At 66.9% G+C, this 25270-nt stretch carries 24 protein-coding genes; 6 read left to right on the forward strand and 18 right to left on the reverse strand.

Going from position 1 to position 25270, the window contains the following annotated elements:
* Nucleotides 1-6 precede the first annotated feature (6 nt).
* The 8 genes from tssH to NX774_RS09015 are packed head-to-tail and all read right to left on the reverse strand — an operon-like array spanning nucleotide 7 to nucleotide 7187.
* Nucleotides 7-2640: a type VI secretion system ATPase TssH gene (tssH, locus tag NX774_RS08980; RefSeq protein WP_258821833.1), complete on the reverse strand. Its 2634-nt coding sequence runs from the start codon at nucleotides 2638-2640 to the stop codon at nucleotides 7-9.
* Nucleotides 2641-2684: 44 nt separating this feature from the next.
* Nucleotides 2685-3101, reverse strand: coding sequence for an STY0301 family protein (locus NX774_RS08985; protein WP_258821834.1), 417 nt, complete (start codon nucleotides 3099-3101; stop codon nucleotides 2685-2687).
* Complete coding sequence (locus NX774_RS08990; RefSeq protein WP_258821835.1) at nucleotides 3073-3474, reverse strand: BPSL0067 family protein; 402 nt, start codon at nucleotides 3472-3474, stop codon at nucleotides 3073-3075. Before NX774_RS08990 ends, NX774_RS08985 begins: the two co-directional genes overlap by 29 nt.
* Nucleotides 3475-3487: 13 nt before the next feature.
* A complete protein-coding gene (tssE, locus tag NX774_RS08995) occupies nucleotides 3488-3973 on the reverse strand; it encodes a type VI secretion system baseplate subunit TssE (protein ID WP_258821836.1) in 486 nt (161 codons plus the stop codon).
* A gap of 58 nt (nucleotides 3974-4031) precedes the next feature.
* Nucleotides 4032-4526, reverse strand: a complete 495-nt coding sequence (locus NX774_RS09000; protein ID WP_258821837.1) for an Hcp family type VI secretion system effector — start codon at nucleotides 4524-4526, stop codon at nucleotides 4032-4034.
* 29 nt (nucleotides 4527-4555) lie between these two features.
* Nucleotides 4556-6040 (reverse strand): type VI secretion system contractile sheath large subunit, encoded by a 1485-nt coding sequence (gene tssC / locus NX774_RS09005; RefSeq protein ID WP_258821838.1) that lies wholly within the window; start codon nucleotides 6038-6040, stop codon nucleotides 4556-4558.
* 1 nt (nucleotide 6041) lies between these two features.
* The gene (gene tssB / locus NX774_RS09010) at nucleotides 6042-6545 is read right to left on the reverse strand and encodes a type VI secretion system contractile sheath small subunit (RefSeq protein WP_258821839.1); all 504 of its coding nucleotides are present in this window, start codon (nucleotides 6543-6545) and stop codon (nucleotides 6042-6044) included.
* 51 nt (nucleotides 6546-6596) lie between these two features.
* A complete protein-coding gene (locus NX774_RS09015; protein ID WP_258821840.1) occupies nucleotides 6597-7187 on the reverse strand; it encodes a tetratricopeptide repeat protein in 591 nt (196 codons plus the stop codon).
* Nucleotides 7188-7373: 186 nt separating this feature from the next.
* On the opposite strand from NX774_RS09015, the gene tssJ reads away from it, so the two are divergent.
* From tssJ to icmH, 3 genes are read left to right on the forward strand one after another with little or no spacing between them, the layout of a single operon-like run.
* On the forward strand, nucleotides 7374-7964 hold the full coding sequence (tssJ, locus tag NX774_RS09020; RefSeq protein ID WP_370660412.1) for a type VI secretion system lipoprotein TssJ: 591 nt from the start codon (nucleotides 7374-7376) through the stop codon (nucleotides 7962-7964).
* Nucleotides 7965-8023: 59 nt separating this feature from the next.
* Complete coding sequence (gene tssK, locus NX774_RS09025) at nucleotides 8024-9370, forward strand: type VI secretion system baseplate subunit TssK (protein WP_258821842.1); 1347 nt, start codon at nucleotides 8024-8026, stop codon at nucleotides 9368-9370.
* Nucleotides 9367-10137: a type IVB secretion system protein IcmH/DotU gene (gene icmH, locus NX774_RS09030; protein ID WP_258821843.1), complete on the forward strand. Its 771-nt coding sequence runs from the start codon at nucleotides 9367-9369 to the stop codon at nucleotides 10135-10137. Before tssK ends, icmH begins: the two co-directional genes overlap by 4 nt.
* Before the next feature lie 93 nt (nucleotides 10138-10230).
* Here the strand turns inward: icmH and NX774_RS09035 are convergent, their stop codons facing one another.
* The 4 genes from NX774_RS09035 to NX774_RS09050 all read right to left on the reverse strand — a co-directional run bounded on the left by NX774_RS09035 (nucleotide 10231) and on the right by NX774_RS09050 (nucleotide 16629).
* Nucleotides 10231-10986 carry an OmpA family protein gene (locus NX774_RS09035; protein WP_370660413.1) on the reverse strand — a complete coding sequence of 252 codons (756 nt, stop codon included), beginning with the start codon at nucleotides 10984-10986 and terminating at the stop codon, nucleotides 10231-10233.
* Nucleotides 10983-11942 (reverse strand): type VI secretion system-associated protein TagF, encoded by a 960-nt coding sequence (gene tagF / locus NX774_RS09040; RefSeq protein ID WP_258821844.1) that lies wholly within the window; start codon nucleotides 11940-11942, stop codon nucleotides 10983-10985. The genes NX774_RS09035 and tagF overlap by 4 nt, the downstream gene beginning before the upstream one ends.
* Complete coding sequence (gene tssM, locus NX774_RS09045) at nucleotides 11942-15685, reverse strand: type VI secretion system membrane subunit TssM (protein ID WP_258821845.1); 3744 nt, start codon at nucleotides 15683-15685, stop codon at nucleotides 11942-11944. The genes tagF and tssM overlap by 1 nt, the downstream gene beginning before the upstream one ends.
* A 107-nt stretch (nucleotides 15686-15792) precedes the next feature.
* Entirely contained in the window at nucleotides 15793-16629 is an 837-nt protein-coding gene (locus NX774_RS09050; protein ID WP_258821846.1) for a M15 family metallopeptidase, read from the reverse strand.
* A 103-nt stretch (nucleotides 16630-16732) separates the two neighbouring features.
* On the opposite strand from NX774_RS09050, the gene NX774_RS09055 reads away from it, so the two are divergent.
* The 3 genes from NX774_RS09055 (at nucleotide 16733) to NX774_RS09065 (ending at nucleotide 21491) form a co-directional block, all read left to right on the forward strand.
* A complete protein-coding gene (locus NX774_RS09055) occupies nucleotides 16733-17494 on the forward strand; it encodes a hypothetical protein (RefSeq protein ID WP_258821847.1) in 762 nt (253 codons plus the stop codon).
* A 104-nt stretch (nucleotides 17495-17598) separates the two neighbouring features.
* On the forward strand, nucleotides 17599-19245 hold the full coding sequence (locus tag NX774_RS09060) for a VRR-NUC domain-containing protein (RefSeq protein WP_258821848.1): 1647 nt from the start codon (nucleotides 17599-17601) through the stop codon (nucleotides 19243-19245).
* Nucleotides 19242-21491: an ATP-dependent DNA helicase gene (locus tag NX774_RS09065; protein WP_258821849.1), complete on the forward strand. Its 2250-nt coding sequence runs from the start codon at nucleotides 19242-19244 to the stop codon at nucleotides 21489-21491. The genes NX774_RS09060 and NX774_RS09065 overlap by 4 nt, the downstream gene beginning before the upstream one ends.
* On the opposite strand, the gene NX774_RS09070 is transcribed toward NX774_RS09065, so the two are convergent.
* From NX774_RS09070 to NX774_RS09095, 6 genes are all read right to left on the reverse strand, one after another.
* Nucleotides 21488-22216, reverse strand: coding sequence for a LytR/AlgR family response regulator transcription factor (locus NX774_RS09070; protein ID WP_258821850.1), 729 nt, complete (start codon nucleotides 22214-22216; stop codon nucleotides 21488-21490). The genes NX774_RS09065 and NX774_RS09070 overlap by 4 nt on opposite strands.
* A 3-nt stretch (nucleotides 22217-22219) precedes the next feature.
* Complete coding sequence (locus tag NX774_RS09075; protein ID WP_258821851.1) at nucleotides 22220-23272, reverse strand: sensor histidine kinase; 1053 nt, start codon at nucleotides 23270-23272, stop codon at nucleotides 22220-22222.
* Nucleotides 23272-24024 (reverse strand): LiaI-LiaF-like domain-containing protein, encoded by a 753-nt coding sequence (locus NX774_RS09080; protein ID WP_258821852.1) that lies wholly within the window; start codon nucleotides 24022-24024, stop codon nucleotides 23272-23274. The genes NX774_RS09075 and NX774_RS09080 overlap by 1 nt, the downstream gene beginning before the upstream one ends.
* A complete protein-coding gene (locus NX774_RS09085; protein ID WP_258821853.1) occupies nucleotides 24011-24385 on the reverse strand; it encodes a LiaF transmembrane domain-containing protein in 375 nt (124 codons plus the stop codon). Before NX774_RS09085 ends, NX774_RS09080 begins: the two co-directional genes overlap by 14 nt.
* Nucleotides 24386-24566: 181 nt before the next feature.
* A complete protein-coding gene (locus NX774_RS09090; RefSeq protein WP_258821854.1) occupies nucleotides 24567-24746 on the reverse strand; it encodes a hypothetical protein in 180 nt (59 codons plus the stop codon).
* Nucleotides 24747-24834: 88 nt separating this feature from the next.
* The gene (locus tag NX774_RS09095; RefSeq protein WP_258821855.1) at nucleotides 24835-24996 is read right to left on the reverse strand and encodes a hypothetical protein; all 162 of its coding nucleotides are present in this window, start codon (nucleotides 24994-24996) and stop codon (nucleotides 24835-24837) included.
* Between the last annotated feature and the right edge of the window lie 274 nt (nucleotides 24997-25270).

Consider the following 25270-nt stretch of genomic DNA (forward strand, 5'->3'; position numbering starts at 1 on the left):
GCCTCCTTACGCCGCTTCGATGGCGTACTTGAACTTGCCCGCCTTGGTCGCGCTGACCTTGATGCGGGCGATCGCGCCGCCTTCGGCCATCGTTGCGAGCACCGTGTCCGCGATCTCGGGCAGCAGCGTGCCGTTAAGGATGGTGTCCACGTTGCGCGCGCCGGAATCGACCTCGGTGCAGCGCGACAGGACGGCATCCACCAGCGCGTCGTCATACCTGAACTCGGCCTGGTGGTTGTCGGCCACGCGCTGCTTGATGCGATCGAGCTTGAGGCGGATGATGCTGGCCAGGACGTCGTCGTTGATCGGATAAAACGGCACCACCGCCAGCCGGCCGAGGAAGGCCGGCTTGAACTGCTTGACCAGGTAAGGGCGCACCAGCTCGGCCAGTTGGTCGGGCGTCGGCAGGTCCGCTGCCGGCTTGTTCAGGCAGGCCTGCATGATCTGGCTTGAGGCCACGTTCGAGGTGAGGATGATGATCGTGTTGCGAAAGTCGATCTGGCGTCCTTCGGCATCGTCCATCACGCCTTTGTCGAAAACCTGGAAGAATAGTTCGAGCACGTCGCTGTGAGCCTTCTCCACTTCGTCCAGCAGCACCACGCTGTACGGGTTGCGGCGCACCGCCTCGGTCAGCACGCCGCCTTCGCCATAGCCTACATAGCCCGGCGGCGAACCCTTCAGGCCAGAGACGCTGTGCGCTTCCTGGTACTCGCTCATGTTGATGGTGATGAGCTTGCGCTCGCCCCCATACAGCAGGTCGGCCAGCGCGAGCGCCGTTTCGGTCTTGCCCACGCCCGATGTGCCGACGAACAGGAACACGCCCTTTGGCTTGTTCGGGTCATCCATGTGCGCGCGCGATGTGCGCACGCGCTGGGCGACGACGCCGGTCGCCTGCTTCTGTCCGAGGATGCGTTCGTCCAGCAGCGCCTGCAGGTTCATCACCGTCTTGATCTCGTCCTTGACCATGCGGCCAAGCGGGATGCCGGTCCAGCTGGCGACGATGCCGGCGACCGTGTGCCCGTCCACCTGCACCGGCACCATCGGCGTTTCGCCCTGCAGTGCACGCAGTTCCTCCAGCAGCGCGGCCAGCGCCTGGCGGTCTCCCTCACCCGTTTCAAGGCCGGCGCGCAGGGCGTGGATGCGCGCGACGATGGCCTGCTCGCTTTCCCAGCGCTGCTGGTGCTGCTGCCGCTCGCCGTCCAGCCGGGCGCGCTCCGCGCGCAGCGCGGTGAGCTTCGCGGCATGGTCCGCCCCGGCGCTTTCCTCCCGCGCCAGCGCGGCAATCTGCGCATCGAGCTGTTCGAGCTTGCGGGTGCTGTTCTCCAGTAGCGCCGGGGTTGCGTTCTGGCCCAGCGCGACCTTGGCGCAGGCGGTATCGAGCACGCTGATCGCCTTGTCCGGCAACTGGCGGCCGCTGATGTAGCGGTGCGACAGGCGCACCGCCTCCTGGATCGCCTCGTCGTAGATGCGCACATTGAAGTGCTTTTCCATGAGCGGCGCCATCCCTCGCAGCATGGCGCAGGCGGTTTCCTCGTCCGGTTCCTCGACCTTGACCACCTGGAAGCGGCGCGCGAGCGCGGCGTCCTTCTCAAAGTATTTCTTGTATTCGCCCCAGGTGGTGGCCGCGATCGTGCGCAGCTCGCCGCGCGCGAGCGCCGGCTTGAGCAGGTTGGCCGCGTCGTTCTGGCCGGCCGAGCCGCCCGCGCCGATCATCGTGTGCGCCTCGTCGATGAACAGGATGATCGGGTGCAGGCTCTTCTTCACTTCGTCGATCACGTTCTTCAGGCGGTTCTCGAACTCGCCCTTGACGCTGGCGCCGGCCTGCAGCAGGCCCATGTCCAGCGTGTGGATCTCGACGCCGCGCAGCACCTCGGGCACGTCGCCGCTCGCAATGCGCAGCGCCAGTCCCTCGACCACGGCAGTCTTGCCCACGCCGGCCTCGCCGGTCAGGATGGGGTTGTTCTGGCGGCGCCGCATCAGGATGTCGATGGCTTGCCGGATCTCTGGGTCGCGGCCGATCACCGGGTCGACCTTGCCCTCGCGCGCGCGCTGCGTCAGGCAGGTGGTGAACTGGTCCAGCGCGGGCGTCTTGTCGGGGGCTTGCGCCTCCAGTTCCGTTACAGGGTCCGCCGTCGTCGCCTGCGCCTGCTGGACGGCTGCCGCCTCGTCGGAGCCGCGCGTGAGCCGGTCGAAGTCGTGCTTCAGGCGGTCGAGCGGGAACCTGGCGAACAGTTTGGACGAACGCTGGGCCAGCTGCGCGAGGTCCGGCTCGGTGAGCAGCGCAAGCAGCAGGTGGCCGCTGCGGATCTGGTTTGGCACGCCGTTGCCGAGCGAGGCGATCAGCCACGCGTGCTCGAACAGCGTGGGCAGGTGCTTCGAGAAAACCGGTGTGCGCGCGCTGCCGGTGGCAAAGCGCGATATCTCGTTGCGCAGGTCGGTCTCAAGTCCCGTGGCGCTGATGTCGCAGTGGCGGGCGATAACCGCAAAGTCGCTGGCCGGCTGCTCCAGCAGCGCCAGGAACAGGTGCTCGACATCGACTTCGTACTGGCCCAGCCCAACGCAGATATTGGCGGCGCGCGTTGCGGCCGTGCGGGTGGTGTCGTTTAGTTTGCCGATCAGTGTTTTGAGATTAATATCCATCACCGTCCTCTATATTTGCTGGTGCTTCCACCTAGCGCATTGAGCTACAGGGGGACTTTGCCATTGCTGTTCGTCGGCGCAGGCAACCTGCTCCCGCAGAACGCCACTGTGCCCCGCTTCGTATCCTCGACTTTGCAAAAGGTAGCGGCCCGGGGAATTTCGATGGCGACGGTTGACTTAATCCCTGAATAGCTACAAACCAATTGCAGGCTTTCTCCACGCTGTTCACTGTTGCGCTGGTAGACCTCAAGTTCCCATTCGGATGTCTCTTCGTCTGGAATCAAGCTTGCGGCGTTCTTTGGAGGTCCCTGGAACACGTCCGCATCGTAGAGCACGCCCGTCTTGAACCCGTCACTGTGCGTTTTCGGGCACTCGATCAATGGTCCGGCGCTGGATTGGATTGCCGTGCCAGCCAATGCCGCAAATACCAAACTACTCAATGACGTAATACTTGCGGCCATCGTCCACCTCCTTCAGGCTTTGAGGTTGAAAATATATGGTGCGCTCCTGAACCATATGCGGCACCACCTTCACGGTCCCATCTGGTTGCTTTTTGCGGTGTGACCATTGGTCCAGTACCCGGATGCCGACGGCGGTTTGTCCCAAGTAGATGGCTGCGTGAGATCTTCCGTGCGTGTCGTTCGCATATCGCCCCTGCTCATCGAATGTGGCAATCGCGGTACCGACAGGCAGGTTTGCTCCCATGACGAGCTTTCCCCGGGTCCAATTTCGCGTTGGCCCAACCTGTGTGGCCGCCTGCACGAAGGCGACACACTGGCCACTGCCGACCGAGGTGTCCTCAAACTTCCTGGGATTAATGGCTACGTAGGACATGACATCTCCATATTTACGTTTCGGGCTGGCTCCGCTGGCGCGCACCCTTCGCGATCGAGTAGCGCAGCGACGACGGCTGCAGCACGGCGTTGAAATTGACCGGGTCAGCGTCGGGATGGGAAAGCAACCTGGCGCGGATGACGAAGCTGAGGCGATTCACACCATCGGCAGACGGTTCGAGAAATGCCGACACGCCGGTCAGGCGCGGCTCGTGGATCTCGATGGCAGCTTTCAGGCTGGCGCAGATGGCTTCGCGGTCCTCGGCGCTGGTCAGGCACATGCCCGCGAAGTCGGACAGTCCATAATTGAGGATCGACGCGCGCGCGAGCGGGTATTCGTCGAATTGTCGGGACGGGATCGCGATACGCGTGTTGAGCAGGGCTTCGAGGTCACGCGCGATGCTGTCCTTGAGCTGCTCGATCGTCAGCTGCGTGCCAGCGCCGCCCTGCCCGCCTTCGCTCATCAGGCGATCCAGCAGTCCAGGTGCGAATCCCGTCATCGCGCCTCCGAAAAAATACCGCGGCCCTCGAGCCGCGGTCAGTGCACACAGCCTGGCGTCAGGCGTAGATCTTGTTGTTGGACAGGTCCCAGCCGCCGGACGTATTGCCGCCGGCGCCGCCGCCCACCTTCTGCTGGGTGTACATGTACTTCACCGCCGAGAACTTCAGGCCCACGTTTTCGTGCATGAATTCGCCGTCACCCACCTGCGGGTTGACGTCGCCGATCAGCACGTTGGAGAGCTGCACTTCGAAGTACTTGATGCGCTCGCCGTTGCCGTCCGCGCGCATGAAGTGCAGGGTCGCCTTCGGGATCGTCTTGCCCGACGCGCAGTTCTGCAGCAGCAGCGGCGTGGACAGGTCGGTCAGCTTGCTGATCGTGATTTCGCTCATTTCCACGCGCTCCGCCGTGTGGCCGCCGCTGGTCGATGCCGTGGCCGACTTCGGCTGCGACACCTTCCACGACACCGATTTGCACTCGATCCAGTCCTTGTGCTTGTCGTCCATCGACTCGCCCTTGATGCCATCGATCTGCAGGTACACGTCAATTGCCATTTCTTACTCCATGGTTCAGGTTAGTAGGTTTAGTTCTTGGTCGACTGCGGCAACTCCGCGACCAATCGGAGCGAAACGGACAGCTCGTCCAGCTGGAAGTGCGGGCGCAGGAAGGACACGGCGCGGTACACGCCCGGCCGTCCCGGCACTTCGGAAACCTGCACGCTGGCCTCGCGCAGCGGGAACTGGGCCTTTTGGTCCTGGCTGGCGTTGTCGTCCAACAGCACGTACTGGGTCAGCCAGCGGTTCAGGTAGTCCTGCACGTTGGAGGCAGCCGCGAAGCTGCCGATCTTGTCGCGCATCATGGCCTTCATGTAGTGGGCAATGCGCGAGACGGCAAAGATGTACTGCAGCTGCGAGGACAGCACCGCGTTGGCGTTGGCCGCCTCATTGGCGTACTTCTTGGCCTTTTGCGCCGACTGCGCGCCGAAGAACGCGGCATAGGACGTGTTCTTGCAGTGGACCAGCGAGATGAAGCCCAGGTCCGACAGCTCCTTTTCGCGGCGGTCGGTGATGGCCAGCTCGGTCGGGCACTTGAGCGCGACTTCGCCCTCGTCGGTTTTGAAGGTGTGGGTGGGCAGGTTCTCGACCAGGCCGCCGCCCTCCACCCCGCGGATCGCCGCGCACCAACCGTAGTCCTCGAAAGCCTTGGTGAGCTTGGTGGCAAAGGCGTAGGCGGCGTTACACCACAGGTACTTCTGGTGGTCGGTGCCGTCCACGTCCTCCACGTAGTTGAAGCCTTCGGTGGTCATGCCGTCGGCCGGGTTGTACGGCAGCCGGCCCAAAAAGCGCGGCAGGGTCAGGCCAACGTAGCGGGAATCCTCCGACTCGCGAAAACCCTTCCACTTGGCGTATTCGACGGTGTCGAACACCTTGGCCAGGTCGCGCGGCTTGCCCAGCTCCGCGAAGCTGTCGATACCGAACAGCTCGGGCGCGGCGGAGCTGATGAACGGTGCATGCGCGGCGGCTGCCACGTGCGACATCTGCTCGAGGAAGTAGATGTCCTCGGCCTGGCGCGTGATCTCATAGTCGCCGATCAGCGCGCCGTACGGGGCGCCGCCGAAGGTGCCGAACTCCTCCTCGTACACCTTCTTGAAGATCGTGCTCTGGTCGAATTCGAGCGCCGACTGGAAGTCCTTGACCAGCTCGCGCTTGGTCACGTTCATCATGCGGATCTGCAGTTGGGCGCTGGTGGTGCTGTTTTTGACCAGGTAGTGCAGGCCGGTCCAGCTGCGTTCGAGCTTCTGGAACTCCGGCGCGTGCATCACGGACGAGAGCTGGGCCGAGATGATGCGGTCCAGCTCCGCGATGCGGGCGTCGATGGTGGCCGACAGGTTGGCCGACATGACCACCGTCCCCTCCATCACCTGGGTCACCAGCTCGCCGATGATGTCGCGCGCACGTTCCTTTTCGCTGCTCGACTTGGCGACCCGGCTTTGCTCGACGATCTGGTCCAGCAGCGACGTGTCCAGTTCGACCGCCGGCTTGGCGGATTCTTGTAGAACGGCGGCCATCTCATTCCTCCTTGTTCGGTTTGCGCAGGGCGCCCAACTTTTCGGTGTTGGAGAGGACTTCGGACAGGATGTCTTCCAGCTTGTCGTTCCCGGCGAGCTTGTTGCGCAGGTCGGCCAGCTTGGTGCGCGCGTCCAGCAATCCCTTGAGCGGGGCCACCTGCTGCACCACCGATTCGGGCCGGAAGTCGTCCATTTCCTTGAACTGCAGCTGCACCGCGAACTCGCCACCTTCGGGCGACATGTGGTTCTGCACGCGGAAGTTGGCCACCGGCGCCACGCCGGCCAGCACCTCGTCGAAATTGCTGGCATCGACGTTGACGAAGTTGCGGTCCTTCAGGCGCTTCTTCTCCACGCTGGGGTCGGCGCCGAAGTCGCCCACCACGCCCACCACGAAGGGCAGCTCCTTGTTCTCGATCGCGTCGCCGATTTCGACGTCGTACGTCATCTGCACACGCGGCGCGCGCACTTTCTGCAGGCGCTTCTGCACGCTTTCACTTTTGGCCATGTCGACTCCAGGGTTGCAGGAATGGGCGGCCGGCACGCGCCGGCCGGCGGGTCACTTGAGCGCGCCGAACGGATCGCTGCTGGCGGCGGTGGTGGTGGCCGGCTTGGGCTGCGCGGCGACGCTGGCGCGGCGCGCGGCCTCCTTGGCGCGCGCCATCGCGCGGGTGTTCGCGGACGGCACCAGCTCCTTCTCGCCGAGCGCCTCGCGCAGCAGCTTGGCCAGGTCCTGCGCTTCGCTGCGCACGGTGCCGGACAGGTTGTTCTTCTGGGTCAGGTCAGCCAGCGCCTTGCTCGACACGCGCAGACCGGCCACGGCGGCAATGCTGTTGGCGAGCGTATCGTCCGGGTCGCGCTCGAGCGCTTCGAGGGCGTTGACGATCGCCTCGCCGTAGTTGCCGCTGTCAAAGCGCATCTGCGCCATGCGCTGCCACGGGGTCTTCTCGGTCGGGAAGGTGCTGCTGGCGGTCTTGAGGATGGCGTAGGCCTTGTCGTTCTGGCCGGCCATCACCGCCGCGTCGGCCTCGGACATTGCGGCCGCGATGGTCGGGGCCTTGGGCGCGTTGCCCGAGCCCTGGCCACCACTTGCGCAGGCGGACAGCACGGCAACACAGACGAGGGTGGGAATGACACGCTGGAAGGTCATACTTTTTCTCCGGTACGTTTTGACCAGAGGCCATTATTCGGCAAGCGTTCCCAAGGGAATTGCGGGTCATCAATTGACTGTGATTTCGTCGGTTTTGTGCTCTTTCATATCAACCATTGCGCCTTCTCACGGGCCGTTTTGCAGAGTCGGCTAAGGTCAGCGTTGAACTTTACCGAATGCAAGGCGATGCCCATGAAACTGCGACTGCATGTCCTGTGTTCCCTGTGCCTGCTGCTGGCCGGCTGTGCCGGCGGCGGCATCGGTTCGATTGCTGGCGCCGCGCTGGAAGCGACCGGTCTGCGCAAGCCGCCTGAGCTGCCCGATGCGCAAAAGCCGCCCCGGGCAATCGCATTGCGCCTGCATGCGGCGACCAGGCTGAATGTGGACGAATCGGGGCAGCCGCTGGCCCTGGTCGCGCGCATCTACAAGCTGCGCCAGAACGCGGCGTTCGAGCAGGCGCCGCTGGCGGCCTTCCTCGACCCGGCGGCCGAAAAACAGGCGCTGGGGCCGGACCTGATCGAGGTGAAGGAGGTCACGCTGGTGCCTGGCCAGCACTACGAGGTCACGGAGAAGGTGTCGCGCGAGGCCGGTTACGTGGGGGTGGTGGCGCTGTTCCACGCGCCGGCCGCCCAGCGCTGGCGGCTGGCGTTTCCGACAGCCGAGGCCGAGCGCCAGGGCGTGACGGTGGGCCTGCATGCGTGCGCGCTGTCGGTGGGCGCGGGCGCGCGGGCCACCGCTGCCGAGCTCAGGATGCTGTCGTCTGTGCACTGTCAATGAGGAGGCTGCAATTTCCTTCAAGCTAGAGATTTCAAGCCAACCCTGCGAGCGAGGCTGACGTGAACCATCCATCGAAAGTGCTATGGAGCGAGGGACTGTTCCTGCGTCCCCAGCATTTCCAGCAGCAGGACCGCTACCACGAAGCCAGGCTGAACCAGACGGCGAGCGCGCTCCACCCGTATTCGTGGGGGGTGCGCCGGCTGGCGGTTGACCACGATGCGCTGCGCTCGGACGTGTTGCGGGTGAGCGAGCTGTCGGTGATCTTCCCGGACGGCGAAGTGTACCGCGCGCCGGAGAGCGACGACCTGCCGCTGCAGGTGCGCCTTTCCGAGCTGGCGCCGTCGGTGCAGACGGTGACCTATCACGCCGCCCTGCCCGCGCTCAAGCCGCACGGCGAGAACTGCGCCGACGGCGTGCACGCGAGCCCGGACGCACGCTACGTGCAGCACGAACGCGATACCCAGGACTTGTACACGCGCGCGGCCGAAGCGCCGGTGAGCTACCTGAAGAAGACCGTGCGGCTGGTGTCCGAGCTCGACCCGCTGGAAGCGTACGAGAGCTTTCCGCTGGTGCGGCTGCGGCGCGTGGCCACGGGCGGTTTCGAAGTCGATCCATCGTTCACGCCGCCGGCGGTCACGATCGAGGGCGCACCCGGGCTGCACACGCAGCTGGCGCGGCTGATGGAAAAGCTGCTGGCCAAGGTCAACGCGCTGTACGGCCACCACCGCGAACCGAGCAAGAACGTGATCGAGATCCGCGGCGGCGACATGTCGGCGTTCTGGCTGCTGCACACGGCCAGCACCGGATACGCGGCGTTGTCGCACTACCTGGCGCACCCGGACCTGCATCCGGAGCGCCTGTTCTCGGAGCTGCTCACGCTGGCGGGCGGACTGATGACCTATTCGCGCAGCTACAAGCTCGAGGACCTGCCAGCCTACGTGCATGCCGATCCCGGGCCCGCTTTTGCCCGCATCGACGAGATCGTGCGCAACCTGCTCGATACCGTGATCTCGTCGAAGTACTTCTCGATCGCGCTGCGCAACGAGCGGCCTTCCTACCACCTGGGCGCGCTCGACTCGGGCAAGATCAACGCGCAGACGGCGCTGTACCTGGCGGTATCGGCCGACATGCCGGCGCTGCAGCTGGTGGAGGTGGTGCCGCTGCGTTTCAAGATCGGCGCGCCGGAAGACGTGGAGAAATTCGTGCTGTCGGCCATGCCGGGCGTGAAGCTGGTCCACTCGCCGCAGGTGCCGGCAGCGATCCCGATCCGGCCGGACACCTACTACTTCATCCTTGAAAACAAGGGTGCCCTCTACGAAAGCATGTTGAAGGCACAGGCGATCTCGATCTATGTACCGACCGGGATGCGCGACCTGAAACTCGAACTGATAGCGATCGCAGCATGAGCACAACCAATCACATCGAACGCCGGGCCGTCCACGACAAGACCCGCGCCGCGCTGGGCCCTGGCGCGCAGAACCTGGTCGACCTGATGTACGACGGGTTTTACGCCCTCTTCCTGCTCAAGAACGGCGGAAGCCCGCACGACAAGGCAGCCTTCGCCGACCACATGACGCAGTTCCTGGGCGACGTGGACCGCCAGGCCAAGCAGCTTGGCATTGCGGCCGAGGACGTCACCGCGGCCAAGTACGCCTTTTGCGCGGCGGTGGACGAGATCATCCTCTCGTCGCAGCACGATATCCGCGAGTCGTGGGAGACCCGGCCGCTGCAGCTGCGCGTGTTCGGCGACCAGCTGGCGGGCGAGCACTTCTTCAACCGGCTGGAGGACCTGCGCGCCAAGGGCGCGGTGCACCTGCAGGCGCTGGAGGTTTTCCACATGTGCCTGCTGCTCGGGTTCCAGGGGCGGTTTGCGCTGGATGCGCCGGACAAGCTGAACTACCTGACGGCACGCCTGGGCGACGAGATCGCGCGCATGCGCGGCAAGGCGCGCGGCTTTGCGCCGCACGCCGAGCGGCCCGACCAGGTGGTCAACAAGCTGCGCAGCGATTTGTCGCTGTGGGTGCTGGGGTCGGTGTTCGCGCTGTCCGGACTGCTGGCGTACATCGGGTTCCGGGCCTCGCTGGCGCACAACACGCAGGTCACCATGTCCAGCTATAACGACGTGGTCAGGATGCCGCCGCGGGCGGCGAACGTGACGATCACGCTGCCGTAGGGTGGGCTCTAGAGCCCACGCGGTGCACACGCAGCGCATTCGACCGCGTGGGCACAAGCCCTCGGCGGTCCCGCCCACCCTACGCGCCAGGGCTTACTGGATGACCTTGAACTCGATGCGGCGATTGCGCGCCCGGCCCTCGGCGGTGCGGTTGTCGGCAACCGGGCGGTCCGGGCCTTCGCCCGAGACCGAGATGAGGTCGGGGTTAATGCCGCGCCCTGCCACGTAGCTCTTGACCGCCTCGGCCCGCGCCTGCGACAGCGAGAGGTTGCCGGCCCGTGAGCCCGCGTTGTCGGTATGGCCGATCACCTCGACGCGCACCCCTTTGATCTTCTGCAGCGCCACCGCCATCTGATCCAGGATCGCCTTACCGGAGTCGGTCAGCGCCGCCTTGCCGGATTCGAACTCGATGATGCGGTTGGCCAGTGCAGCGTCGAGCACGCCCTGCTCGGAAGCCGCCACGCGCAGGCCGTTGTTGACCACGTAGGTGGGGTTCAGGCTTTCGGCGATGCTTGCCGCGATCTGTTGCCGCTGCGTTTCGTTGGCCACGTCGCCGCGCAGGCTGACGTTGTTGCCGTCGATTTTCAGCTGCCCGCGCGTGATGAGCTTGAGATCGGGGCTGATCAGCTTCTGGACGTGCTCGTTCCAGTTGGCCGGCGTGGCGACGCTACCCACCGACAGCTGGTCGACCACCCGAGCCGCGCCGTACACCTCGCGCAGGCGCGCCAGCAGCGAAGCCTTGCTGGCTTCGTCGCCCACGGTGCCGGTCACGACGATGGGCGAGGCGTTCTGGGCGCAGGCGGCGCCGGCGGCAAGCAGCGTTGCCGCGAACAGGAGGATGGGCTTCACGATGCGGCTCCGATGAAGGTTTGCAGGAACAGCTCGCGCGCGAGCCTGAGCGGCAGCTGCGGCTGGTCGAGGTAGCTGGCCAGGGCGCGCACGTCCACGTCCAGGCCGAGCTGCTCATCAACCCAGCTGGTGTCGGCAAAGCCAACCTGCTGATCGGCCGCCTCCAGCGGGTCGATGATCGCGCGCAGGGCTTCGGCGACGGCGCTGCAAAAGCCGACCACCAGCACAGGCTTGCCGTCCTGGCGCGTCATGAACAGGGCCAGGTCAAAGCCGCCACGGCGCAGGAACGGCGCGGCCAGTTCAAGCCAGAAGGCGGCCACCGCGCAGCGTGCCGTGGCGTCTTCGGGCAGCGGCAGGACAAGGCTCTTGTGCACCGCCGCCGGCTGGCTGTGCATGACCGGCTGCAGCACCAGGCCAAGGGCCAGCACCAGGCGCTCGACCTGGCACCCGAGCAGGGCCGACAGTGACGAGACGGTGCCGCTTGCCAGGAAGCTGGCCAGCTCGGGCTGCGCGTCGCCCAGTACGACGTTGGCGTCGGCGATCCCTTGCAGCAGCGGCCCGGGGTCGCTGGATGCGACGATCCGCGGTGCCATCGCATCGTAATAGGTCCACAGCGGCGCCAGCGCCAGCGGCGAGCGCGAGACGAAGCCCACCGGGTCGGGCACGTCCACGGTACGCATCATCAGGAACGGAAAGCGCCTGCCCGACTGGTCGTGGCTGGACACCAGGTGACCGGCCACCGCATAGTGCCGCGCCGGGCCGACGAAGACAAAACTCACCGGCGGCATGGCGTCGTAGTCGAGCTTCCAGCGCGGGTTGGCAGGCAGAGCGCTCATGACCTGCGCCAGCCATTCGTCGAGCATGCCCATCACGGGCGCGTCATAGGCCATCTTGATGAAGTCGCTGCGGGCCGGGATCTTGCCGAAGTAGCCGATACGTTCGGTCGCCGTGCGCATCACCGGCCTCCCGCGCCCAGGCTGGCCACGGCCGGGGTGGGCGCGCCATGGCCAACGATCATTTCCGGCAGGCGCAAGCCCTTGAAGCCGCGCGCCTGCGTTTCGCCGTTGCCGTTCACGTCCGGGCTGCTCACCTTCTTCAGGTTGATGGCCACGGCGACGTTGTTGCCGGACCAGCGCAGCTCGAACACGTTGTCGCCCTTGTTCTTCCTGGCGGCCGCCTCGATCATGCGCTGCAGGCCGAATTCGCCCGGCTGGTTCAGCAGCTCGACGGTGCGCCCGTCGAAAGTCACGGCGCTGATGCGCGCCCCGTTCACGCCTTGCGGGCCGGGGTGGACCATCGTGGTCCATGCAGGCGGCGTGTTCCGGTAGCGCAGCTGCTGGCCGTCGATCTCGATCGTGTATTCGGTCGTGCCGGGCGCAGGCAGCGGCTGCACCTGGAACACGGTCTGCGGCGCGCCGCCAGCCGCCACGCCGTTGGACGACAGCGGCGCCACCCAACCGGGGAAACCGCTCACCACCTGCGGCGAGAGCGTGATGCCGATGTCGGCCCAGGTACGCGAGGTGAGCATGTCGCCGCGCCGCACCACCAGCGGTCCCATCGACGTATTGACAAACTTGGCCACTACGCCGTCCGGCCCGAAGAACTGGCCGATCTCGGCGTTGGTCGCTTCCACCCTGGAGGCGGCGTTGAACGGGTACTTGCCGGCCAGCGTCTTCTGGAACGGTTCGACCACCTGTACCTGCCAGGTCTTGTTGATCTCGGCCTCGGACGGCAGCACGATCATCGAGAAGGTCTGCACCAGCGGGCGCACCAGCAGCGGGCGCAGCGCCTGCTTCTGGCTGTCGCTCATCCCGGTCAGCATCTGCTCGTCCACGTATTTCAGGGCGTCGGCCAGCTCCGAGCCCGTGCCCTCGAGCGTTTGCTGCATCAGCTGCTTGGCGCCGGGGCCGGGGTCGCCCTGGTTCTTCAGCTGGTTCAGCCGGGTGCGCAGGCGCGAAAGCGCGTCGAGGTAGCCGGTCATGAGCGAAGCTTCCTTCTCGCGCGCGCCCACCAGCCGCGCGACGCCGGAGAACTCGCGGCCGATCACGCCCAGCGCTGGCGCCCCGCCCGGCTGCACGCCGCCCGGCCCCACGGGACCGACCGCGTCGGCCAGCGTGCGCGCGTCGCTCGGGGCGCGGCGCAGGACCACTTCCTTGAACCACCCCAGCACCCCGCGCTCGACCTTGCCCAGCTCGCGCGGCACGCCCGGGTTGTCCCACGTGGTCTGCTCGTAGATCACCTTGAGGAGCCTGGCGATGGGCGAGGTTTGCGGGTCGCCCAGCCGGTTCATCGCCTGCACGCTGGCGTCAAAGCCATTGAGGTCGGCGACGGTCACGCCCTGCACGAATTTGCTCCACTCCTTCGCGTACTCGGCCTTGTACATGTCGGTGAGGGTCTTCTGGATCTGCTCGGGACTGCCTTCGAGCGTGAGGTCGTCATGGGTCGAGGTCTTGAGCACCCAGTCGGTGCTCTGCAGGTCCTTGTTGGCCGCCTCGCGGATCGCGCCCTGCACGTACTTCTCCCAGGCCTCGCGGGTGAAGGCGCCGCTTACCGCGTAGCTGCCGGCGACCAGCCCCTTGTCCTGGTCACCCACAACCTGGGCCACGGTCACGCCGGTGAAGCGCACCGCGGCGCGGGTCTTGATGTCGGCGTACACGCGCTCGCGCGCGGGCGTGCCACGCACCACGTGGCGCAAGTTCTCGCGCGCGGTGTCGAGCAGGCCCAGTTTGAGCGTGATCTGCGGCCAGGCCTGGTCGTGGATCTGCGAGACGTAGAAGGTCATCTGGCGCTCGGCGCTGCGCACCATCTGCTCGTGCGGCATGGCGCCGCGGTTCTGCTCGAGCCAGACGCGCCAGTAGCGGGTCAGCTGGTCGTTCAGGTGGCCCGGCTCGGCGCGCGATTTTTCGCCCAACATGAGGTAGGTCTTGAGCGCGTTGTAGGCGTCGCCCACATTGGTCGGGGATACGTCCTGGTACGGCTGCCCCGGCACCGACGGCGGCGAGGCCTGCGAATTCGGGTCCAGCTGCGCGGCGTTGGCGTTCATCTCGCCGAGCATGGCTTCCAGGCCGGCGGCAACAGGCATCACCATCACCTCGCGCATGCCGGCAAAGTACTCGTCGCGCAGCTTGCGATCGAGCTCGTCGCCCTGGTACAAGCCGAACGAGAGCGCGAGCGGCTGGTCGTTGCGGTACTTCGCCAGCTGCATGATGCGGTCCTGCAGGATGTCGAGCGCTTCCAGCCGCGATTGCAGGTCAACGCGGCGCTCTTGCAGCTTGACCACCCGGTCCAGGTCCCTTTGCACGTCGGCGATCAGCTGGCGGTTGCCGGACCATGACCAGGTCCAGCCCCCGAGCGCGACGCCGAACGCGATGGCGCCGGCGAAGAACAAGCCGTATTTCAGGCGCGCCACAGTCGGGCTGGTGTAGCGCTTGACGAGGTCCTTGTCGGCGAAGATCACCTTGCGGAACAGGTCGAGCAGGAAGTAGCCGGTCTGCTCGCCCTCGCGCGCTCCGCCCGCCTGCTCCGCCGGCGGCAGCTCGAGGTCGAAGCGCCCGGCCACGCGCTTGGATGCAAGGTCCTGCACCGCGCCTTCCTGCAGCGCGCTGGTGAAGTAGAACCCGCGGAACACCGGCTTGAACTGGTAGGTGTTCTCCTCGAACAGGGTAGCGAGGAAGGCGCGCAGCTGGCTCTTGAGCGACGCGAATTCCACCGGGAAGGTGAACACGCCGGGGCGCATGCGCGCGCTGCGGTTGCCGGCCATGGTGGCCACGCTCATCTCTTTCAGGCCCTGTTGCAGCTCGTCGAACTGCTGGTCGAAGAAGGCCAGCACGTCCTGCGGCGTGCTGCGGCGGTTGTAGCGCAGGGTGGCGCCCCACACGCGGTCGCGCTCGGCGCGCTCGCTGCCTTCGAAGAAGTCGGAAAAGCCGGCGATCAGGTCGGCCTTGGTGAAGACGACGTACACGGGTGCGTACACGCCCAGGCGCTCGGTCAGTTCCTGCACCCGCGTGCGCAGGCTGCGCGCCAGCTCCATCGAGGCGTAGGCCGGGCCGGTGGCCAGTTCGGCCACGCTGACGGCGATGAGGATGCCGTTGATCGGCGCGCGCCGCCGGTGCTTGCGCAGCAGGTCGAGAAAGCCAAACCACTCGGTGCGGTCGCCTTCGAGCACCGAATAGCGGCCGGCGGTGTCGAGCAAAATGCCGTCGGTGGTGAAGAACCAGTCGCAGTTGCGGGTGCCGCCCACACCCTGCACGGCCTTGCTGCCCGGGATCGGGAAGGTCAGGCCCGAATGCGCGATGGCGCTGCTCTTGCCGGCCGACGGGTTGCCGATGATCATGTACCACGGCAACTCGTAGAGGGCCGCGGCGCCGCGCGTGAGCCCGAGCTTGGAGGTCTTGATGGTGTTGATCGCTTCGAGCATCGCCTTGCGCAGCACCGCCACCTCGCTCTTGCCCTGCCCCTGGCCGTTGCCGTCGGCGGCGACGATGCTCTCGCCCAATTTGGCCGCCGCCCGCTTGCGCCACTGGCGCCGGACCAGCCAGAACACGCCCCAGCACGCAAGCAGTGCAAGCGCAGCGATCAGCGCCCAGATCAGCGCGATTTCAAACGTGTCGGCGATCAGGAACAGGAATAGCGCGAAGGCGGAAATGCCGATCACGGCCAGCACGCGGCTGTCGGTCAGGAACTGCCAGAGTCGGGCCATAGGGAAGGCTTGCGGTAGTTGGAGGGGAAAAGTCTCGCAAGCAATGTTGGCACCGTTCGGTGTCGCATAATTTGACAGGTCACAAGATTTCGCGGGCGCCGCCCGGTTCAACCGGGGCGCCGCATCGCGCCGCGCAGGCGCAGTTCGGTGTGGCCGAAGTCCGTCATGGTCCAGCGCCCGCCCCAGGTCAGGCCCAGCGACTCGGCCACCTGGCCATAGAGCTGGTAGCCCCGCATGGCCCAGGGATCCTTTTCCGAGATCACAAGTTTGCCGTCGCGCCAGAACGCGCAGTCGGCTGCCAGGCCGTACTGGTGCCAGCTTTGCCAGGCGCGCGCGTTGGTGACCTGGCTGCCCATTTTGGCCAGCATGTCCTGCCGGGACGGGCTGCGATAGCCTTCCAGCAATGCCATCTCGTAACCGTGCTGTTCCCGCATGATGCGAAATGCCAGCAGCAGGCGCTGGCTGAATTCCGGGTGCAGCAGGCCCCAGTTGCGGCTGGCGTCTGCCAGCATCGGGCGCACCAGTTCGACTTCGGGCGTGCTGAAGGCGAGCGGCGGCAGCGCCACCGGCGGTACCAGATGCTCGCCCTTGAGGAGCGCGGCGACCTTGGCGTCAGGCAGCGCCTCGGTCGGACCGGCGTCGGGCAGCATCGCCGGGCTGCGCAGGACCAGGGCAAGCAAGGGCGGGATGGCGACCACCGGCACCCCGATTGCGAACATGGCGCGGTGGCGGCGTATGTATTTGAAGGCAGCCCTGGCGGCGGCGCGCAGGCCGCGCCGCCAATCCACGCGGACCTGCGGGCGCCAGGCCCAGTGGCGCTGTCCGGCACGCTGCGCGATCAACACCAGGCGGGCACGCATCAGCTCGCGCGCGGTGGGGAAAACGAACAATCCAATGACGCAACACACCACACAAAAGTAGAGAAGTGCGATCAAGATCAGCATGGGATTCCCCAGATTGTTTCTAATCAGAACTGGAAGCATCATCTTAGGAGCCTGCACCGTGCGCCCTTCAGACGAAAATCAACACTCCACGCGACCAAACCTGATGTCTTCGCCGCGGCGTGGCGGTAACGACGAAAGCATCCTCGCGATGCTCGAGCGCGACGGCACGCGCGGGCTTGGGCGGGGTCCGGCGTCGCCGGCGCGGCTGGGCTGGTACGTGGGCGGCGCAGTGCTGGCGGTGTGCCTGGTCGGCACCTTGATCTGGCTGGCGCGGGACAATACGGGACTGCCCCCGGGTGAACCGGTGGCGCAAGCTTCCCCGGTGGAGGCCTCGCCCGCCCGCAGCGAGGGCGACGGGCAGCACGCGGCGATCATCGACGAGGCACGGCCAGCGCCGGCACGACAGGATGAGCCGCCGCTGGTGCTGCTGTCGCCCCCCGCCCAGTCGAGCGCCGAGGAGGCGCCGCGGCCCACCCACGCTGCCGTGGTGGACGAGAAGGTGGGCGTACAGAAGCAGGCCGCAGTCGCCGAGGCGGCGCCAAAACCGGTCGCGGCGGCGGCAGTGATCGAGCAGCCCGCCACCAGACACGCGGCGGTCGCGGCGGCGCCGGTGTCCAGGGTAGCCGAACCGAAGCGCCCGGCCAGCGCAAGCCAGCGCCCGCGCGCCGGCAAGCTGGCGGTCGCCCAGCACGGCAAGACCCTGGCCCGGCCGAAAAAGCCTGCAGGCACGGTGCAGCCTGTGAGTGCGCCGGTGGACAGCGACGTCGCGCTGATCTCGGCGGTCATCCAGCACTCGGCCAAACACAATGACGGCGGCTGCGAAGCCGAGGCCGGGTGTGCCGCAAAAGCCACGGCTCAGCCTTGAACGCAGGGCAAAACCACATCGAACAGTCGAGCCGCGGCGAATCCGCTGGGTAGGCGGGCCCTGAAACGCTATACTGTACAAAAGCACAGTGTAGCGTTTCAATAATGATCAGGATCCTGGAAAACGAGTTTTACTATCTGGACAATTTCCAGCGTGTCCTGGACTGGATCGCCCTGCGCTACGACGACCTGCTGGTCGAGGACGAACGGGCGTTCATCGCCGCCTTTCCCGCACTGCCCCGCCCTGCCCGTGCGCTGTTCGTCCGCATGGTCATGCGCAAGGGCGAGCTGTTCCGGGCAAGCAAGCTGAACTACGCAGAGATCGGCTGCCCGGTCGAGGCGGCGCGCCACCTGCTGCCCACGGGCTGGGTCGAGCTTGACCCCGTGCTGGGGCTGGAAGAACTGTTCGAGCTGCTGTCCAAGCCCGAGATCGCACTCGTGTTCCAGCTGACGATGCACCAGAAAGGCGCGCGCAAGGCCGAGCAACTGGCGTCCCTGCGGCCGGACTTTGCCGACAGCCGCCCGTTTTCTGCCTGGTACCGCGATTGCCCGGACACGGCGCTGCGCATCGTCGCCAAGCCGCTGTGCGACCGGCTACGGCTGATCTTCTTTGGCAACCTGCGCCAGGACTGGACCGAGTTCGTGCTGTCGGACCTGGGCATCTACCGCTTCGAGCAAGTCGAATTTTCGCAGGCGTCGCGCGGGTTTCGCAGCCGGCGCGACATCGACCTGTACCTGCAGCTGCATGCCTGCCGCGAGCGGTTCGAGGGCGGCGAATCCCCGGACACGATCGTCCCCGACCTGCCCCCGGCGGCGCCGGACAACGAGTGGATCGACGGGCGGCGCGAAAAGCTGCTGTTCAAGATAGGCCAGCACTACGAGAAGCAACATGACTTCGGGCGTGCCCATGCGGTGTACGTGGCCTGCCGTTTTCCCGGCGCGCGCGGGCGGGCGATCCGCGTGCTCGAAAAGGACGGGCAGTATGCCGAGGCACACGCCCTGCTGCTCAAGGCCCAGGCCGCGCCGGAAAGCGACGCCGAACGCCAGCACCTGCTGCGCATCGGCCCGCGCCTTGCGCGCAAGCTCGGGCATGTGCGCACCAGGCCGCGCCGTGCGGCGCCGGCCGAGCGGATCGACCTGTGCCTGCCAATGCCCCCTGGCGACTGGTGGGTCGAAGGCGTGGTGCGCGACCATCTGGCGCGCACCGAGGCGCCCGTATTCTACGTCGAGAACGCGCTCGCCAACGCGCTGTTCGGGCTGCTCTGCTGGCGCGCGATCTTCAGTGCCATCCCGGGCGCGTTCTTCCATCCGTTCCACCGCGCGCCGGCCGACCTGCACAGCCCCGACTTTTACCAGCGCCGCGCGCGCGAGTTCGACGCCTGCCTGGCCGAACTGGACGATGGCCGCTACCGCGACACCATCTGCCGCCACTTTGTCGAGAAAGCGGGCATCCAGTCCCCATTCCTGCTCTGGGACTACCTGGACGAAGCGCTGATCGGGCTGGCGCTCGCCTGCATTCCGGCCGCGCACCTGAAGCGCTGGTGCGAGCGCATCCTGCACGACGTGAAGGCCAACCGCAGCGGCTTTCCCGACCTGATCCAGTTCTGGCCGTCCGAGCGGCGCTACCGGATGATCGAGGTGAAGGGCCCGGGCGACCGGCTGCAGGACAACCAGCTGCGCTGGATCGACTACTGCGCCACGCACCAGATGCCGGTGGCGGTGTGCTACCTGCAGTGGGAACAGAACGCTTGAGCTACGTCGTCGCGGTACGCGCGCTGTGCGAGTTCACGGCCAAGCAGGGCGACCTGGACCTGCGCTTCACGCCCTCGCCCACCGCACAGGAAGGCATCGCCGGACACGCCACCGTCACTGGGCGGCGCGGCCCCGGCTATCAGGCTGAAGTCGCGCTGTCGGGCGAGCATGGGCCGCTGCTGGTGCGCGGCCGGGCGGACGGCTATGACCCGGCCCAGAACCTGATCGAAGAGATCAAGACCTACCGCGGCCAGTTCGCCAGCATTCCGGACAACCACCGGCACCTGCACTGGGCCCAACTGCGCGTGTACGGCCACCTGCTGTGCGCGCAGCTGCAACTCGAGCGGGTGAACCTGGCGCTGGTGTATTACGACATCGGCAGCGGCGCGGAGACGGTGCTGCGCGAGACGCGCGAGGCGCACGAGCTGGCCGCGCTGTTTGCGGACCAGTGCCAGCGCTTTGTCGCCTGGGCCGAACAGGAGCTTGCGCGCCGCGGCGCGCGCGACGCGGCTTTGGCCACCCTGCGTTTTCCGCATGCGGATTTTCGCACCGGCCAGCGGCAACTGGCAAAGGCCGTGTTCCAGGCCAACGCCAGCGGGCGCTGCCTGCTCGCGCAGGCGCCCACCGGGATCGGCAAAACCGTCGGCAGCCTGTTCCCGGTGCTGAAGGCGGCGCCGCAGGAGCGCATCGACAAGGTGCTGTTTTTGGCCGCGAGAACGCCCGGCCGCCAGCTGGCGCTCGACGCCGCGGCCACGCTGGGAGCAGGCACGCCGCTGCGCGTGCTGGAACTGGCGGCACGCGAGAAGGCCTGCGAGCATCCGGACAAGTCCTGCCACGGCGAGTCGTGTCCACTGGCGCGAGGATTCTATGACCGCCTGCCGGCAGCGCGCCAGGCCGCCCTCGCCCACGTGACGCTGGACCGTGCGGCGCTGCGCGAGGTGGGACTCGCGCACGCGGTGTGCCCGTACTACCTGGGCAGCGAGATGGCGCGCTGGAGCGACGTGATCGTGGGCGACTACAACTACTGGTTCGACGCGGGCGCGATGCTGCATGGCCTGGCGCTGGCGAACCAGTGGCGCGTGTCCGTGCTGGTGGACGAAGCGCACAACATGGTCTCGCGCGCCCGCTCGATGTTCACGTCATCGCTGGAACGCGGCGCGCTGCGGGCCGCCCGCGCGGCAGCACCACCGCTGGCGAAGAAGGCGCTGGGGCGCGTGACGCGCGCATGGTCGGCGTTGGACAAGGAACACGGCGCGCCGTACCAGGTGCTGCCGGCGCTGCCCGATGCACTGCTGGACGCGCTGCAGGCAGCCGCCAGCGCGATCACCGACCACCTGGCCGAGCAGCCCGGGCCGCTGGACCCGGCGCTGCAGCGCTTTTACTTTGAGGCGCTGCACTTCGCGCGGCTGGCCGACTCCTTCGCCAGCCATTCGCTGTGCGACTTCACGCGCGACGGCCGCGACAGCGCGCTGTGCATCCGCAACGTGGTGCCGGCGCCGTTCCTGAAGAGCCGCTTCGCGCTTGCGCACTCCACCACCCTGTTCTCGGCCACGCTCAGTCCCTGGCATTACTACGCCGATGCGCTCGGCCTGCCCGAGGATACGGCGTGGATCGACGTGGACTCGCCATTTTCAAGCGAGCAGCTGGCGGTGCGGGTGGCAAGCAGGATCTCCACCCGCTACCAGCACCGCGCGGCCTCGCTCGCGCCCATCGCGGAGCTGATGGCAAGCCAGTACCGCGACCGGCCCGGGAACTACCTCGCTTTTTTCAGCAGCTTCGACTACCTGGAGCAGGCGGCCGCGCTGTTTGCCGAGCGCCACCCGGACATCCCGGCCTGGCTGCAGGGGCGGCGCATGAGTGAGGCCGAGCGCGCCGAGTTCCTGGCGCGCTTCGTGCCGGGTGGCCGCGGCATCGGATTCGCGGTGCTGGGCGGCGCGTTCGGCGAAGGGATCGACCTGCCGGGCGAGCGACTGATCGGGGCGTTCATCGCCACGCTCGGACTGCCGCAGGTGAACCCGGTGAACGAACAGTTGCGGCAGCGGCTGGAGGAGACATTCGGCGCGGGGTACGACTACACCTATCTGTACCCGGGCGTACAAAAGGTGGTGCAGGCGGCCGGGCGCGTGGTGCGCACGATGGCCGACCACGGCGTGGTGGTGCTGATCGACGACCGGTTCGACCAGCCGCGCGTGCGCGAGCTGCTGCCGCGCTGGTGGGGCATCGGGCGAGCGCCCAGTGCGGGTTAGCGTATCAGCTCGCGCACCTTCTGGTAGCCGCTGCGGCTGATCGGGATGCGCACGTCGCCGTCGAGCACCGCGCAGTGGTTGTCCTTGCTGGCCTGTTCGATGCGCCGGATCGCCGCCAGGTTGACGATGTAGGAGCGGTGCACGCGGACGAACACCGCCGGGTCGAGCTGGGCTTCCAGTTCGGACAGCGGCTGGTTCTTCAGCCATGACTTGCCGCCGGCGCTGATCCGCACATAGTCGTCCTGCGCTTCGATGTAACCGATGCTCTCGACCGGCACGACGTGCACGCGCGCGCCATCGCGGATCAGCACGCGCGCGAGCGGGCCGTTGCGGCGGGCCGCCTCCGACAGCAGCGGGCTCACGCCGGCAGGTGCCGCAACGAGCGAGCGCGCATGCGCCAGCGCCTGCTCCAGCCGCGCCCGCGAGAACGGCTTGAGCAGGTAATCCACCGCATGCACCTCGAACGCGCGCAGCGCGAACTGGTCGTAAGCGGTGACGAACAGGTAGCGCGTCTTGTGGCCCGCGAGCTCGGCCACCTCGAAGCCGTCGAGCCTTGGCATTTGAATGTCGAGGAAGACAAGGTCCGGTTCGAGCTCCGTGATCGCCTTGACGGCATCGAAGCCGTTGGCGCATTCACCGACAATCTCGACATCTTCCAGCGCCGCCAGATGCTCGCGCAGCACGGCCCTGGCAAGGTGCTCGTCATCCACGATCAGCACACGCATCGCTCAGCTCTCCATGGTTTGCGCCGGCAGCACAAGCTCGACCCGGAACGTGCCCGGCCCGGCCGACCAGTGCGCGCTCGCTTCGTGTGCGTACACGGCGGCGAGCCGCGAACGCACGTTGGCCAGGCCGTGGCCGCTGGCCGGGCGCGGCACCTCGTCGTCGCCACTGTCGTTCTCCAGCGCGATGCGCAGCAGCGAGCCGGCGCGCGCGGCCGACAGGCGCAGGCTGCCGCCATCGAGCCGGCGCGCCACGCCGTGCTTGATCGCGTTTTCCACCAGCGGTTGCAGGATCAGCGGCGGCAGCAGGCAGGCCAGCGCCGCGTCATCGATGCTTTCGTCCCACGCCAGGCGGTCGCCAAAGCGCACCTGCTCGATCGCCAGGTAGTGGCGCAACAGGTCCAGCTCGTCGCGCAAGGGAATGCGGCGGCGCGCTTCGAGCCCCAGCGTGCGGCGAAAGAACTCGGCCAGCTGCAGGGTCATCTCGCGCGCAGCGGCGGGGTCGATGGTGGTGAGCGCGCTCACCGAGTTCAGGCTGTTGAACAGGAAGTGCGGATCGACCTGGGTGCGCAGCAGGCGCAGCTCGGCGTCGCGCGCCATCAGCTGCGCCTGCAGCTCGCGCGTCTCGAGCTCGCGGGCGCGCCCGACCGCAATCGCCAGGTAGTTCGCGACCGCGCACAAGCCATACAGGATCAGGCCCAGGCCGAACACGGTGGCAGCCAGCGAGCGGTTCCAGGGAATGCCGCCCTGCCCGAGCAAGTCGTTCCACAGGCTGGCCGCGATCAGCCACAGCCCGGCCACGCACAAGGCCGCGAACCCGAACGCGGCCAGCACGCGCCAGTGAGCCACCGCGCCCAGCGGGTGCGCGCGGCACAGGTAGTATGAAGAGAACCCGGCGGCCACGCCATAGAGCACGGTGAGCGGCAGCGCGAACAGCAGGCTGGCGCCCAGAGTGACGCCCGCCGCGGCCGCGAGCAGCCAGGCCAGCGCGACGCCAAACAGGAGCCAGGCCAGCAGGTACAGCAGGCTGCCCTGGCGCGCGCCGAACGGGCCTTGCATCAGTTGCGCACTTCCACGCCGCCCAGGATGGCGTAGCCGGTCACGACCAGGCGCTTGGTGGCGACCGGCGGGTGGGCGGTCTTTTCCTCGAAGCCGCCCAGGATCGGCGAGCCATGCAGCACGACCGTCCAATCGGGAGGGCATTTGATGGTGACGCCGCCCATGAACGCGAAGACGTTGAGCACGGCCTCGCCTTCGATCGAGGCGCCGCGCATGTCGAGCGAGCAGCCGCCAAGGATGGCGGTGATGTCGCCGCCGCGGAAGGCCTGGCTGGTGACGCTACGCTCGAAGCCGCCGAGGATGGCGCTGATGTCGACCACCGCGTCCGAAGGCGGCATGCCGGCGCCAGTCTTGGCGCCTGCGTCCGTCCACGTGGTCCCGGCCTGCGGCGCGCTGGCGGCATCGCGGCGGCGGCCGGCCTCGAAGGCGCGGTACATGAACAGCGCCCCGGCCACGATCAGGAACAGCGGCCACACCATGCCCCAGGTGAGGTAGAAGAGGCCGAGCCGGTTGCACACCAGCGCCGCGCCAATCGCGACCAGGATGCCGCCGACCACGTAGTTGTTGGGCGAGCTGGTGTCGAACAGCTTGACCAGTCCCGCGACGATGAACACCACCGGCCAGAACGTGATCGCATGGCGCACGTTGATGATGTCGAGGTTATCGAGCAGGAACAGCACGCCGATCGCGATGACGAGCGCGCCCGTCACGAGCTGGCCGGTGCCGGTACGGCCTGGGTTATCGTTTCTCATTGTCGGACTCCCTGGACTGCAGGCGGCGCGCCACGACCGGTTCGAGCACCATGGCCACGCCGCAGATGATGATGAAAATCGGCCAGCTGTTATAGATGGTCAGGCCGTAGTCGCCCTCGAAGACGGCGAACAGCCACAGGCCGATGCAGGTCATCCACAGGCCGCCGGTGAAGTCGCGCGCACTGGGAAAGCCGATCATGCGGTTCAGCCCCGCCACCACAAGAATCAGCGGCCAATAATGCCACAGCCGTTCGATGTCGAACATGCCCATCTGGTCGAGGAACAGCGCGATGCCGAGGACAACCAGCAGCAGGCCCCAGAGCATCTGGCGGCGCCATCGGTAAGAGTCGTTGCTGCGCATGTGCGGTCACTCCTGTCTGTTGAACACGGACAGAAGATACCGCCGGGCGCGCGGCAGCGGAAGCGGTTTTCGGTGAATGGCGGACGGAAGGCGGCGAATGGCGAAGCCGGCGGCGAACGGCAGGCAGCAAAAAGGCCCGCCGCGTTCTCCGGGGCGGGCCTTGCGAGCGGAACGGGCCGCGTCAGACGGCGGGATTGGCGGACAGGTCCATCGGTGGACGGCCCTTGACCTGGTTGCGGTACTTGGCGCGTGCTGCCGCCTGTTTGGCCTGTTCGCGCACCACGTTGGCACGCTTGGTCTCGCGCTTTTCCTGCTTGCTGCGGTGCTGGGCCTGGTCCTTGTTGCCGATTCGGGCGGTCATCGTACTCTCCTTTGTCGAAACTTTTGACACGTTGCGGCGTTGCGCGGCGCCCCTTGCGGGCGGCGCCACGGCGCCGGTCTTGCCCCAACTACGAGCGGGACGTCGCCATTTTCAGGTCCGCCGGCATCAGCATTTCCCACCCAAGCTGGCGTCGGATTTCTTCCGGGGTGGGGGGCGGTTTCTGTTCGCGCACACGGCGCTCCAGATACGCGCGGACCAGGTGCTTGGGTGGGTGCTTGATCGCAGACATGGCAACCTCCGCTTCCGTTTGTCGGCCGGCGCGACCCGCGGGCGCGCCGGCACATGGATTCTGGTGCCGATCCTCGAGGCGGACCGGCTGGCCTGTTGAGATATTTGGCTTTGACCCGCGAATGCATCGCCGGCGCCTCACTCACACGCCTCCATCATAGCGGTCGGGGACGAGGGCCACCGTTAGGTGACGCACAATGTGCGCTACCGGCCAATGGCGTCGAAACTTTTCACACTCGGGCCATGGCGCTCGCCTGTGTCGGCCTGGCCGACAG

Source organism: Massilia agilis, assembly GCF_024756255.1.
Lineage (GTDB): Bacteria > Pseudomonadota > Gammaproteobacteria > Burkholderiales > Burkholderiaceae_D > Telluria > Telluria agilis.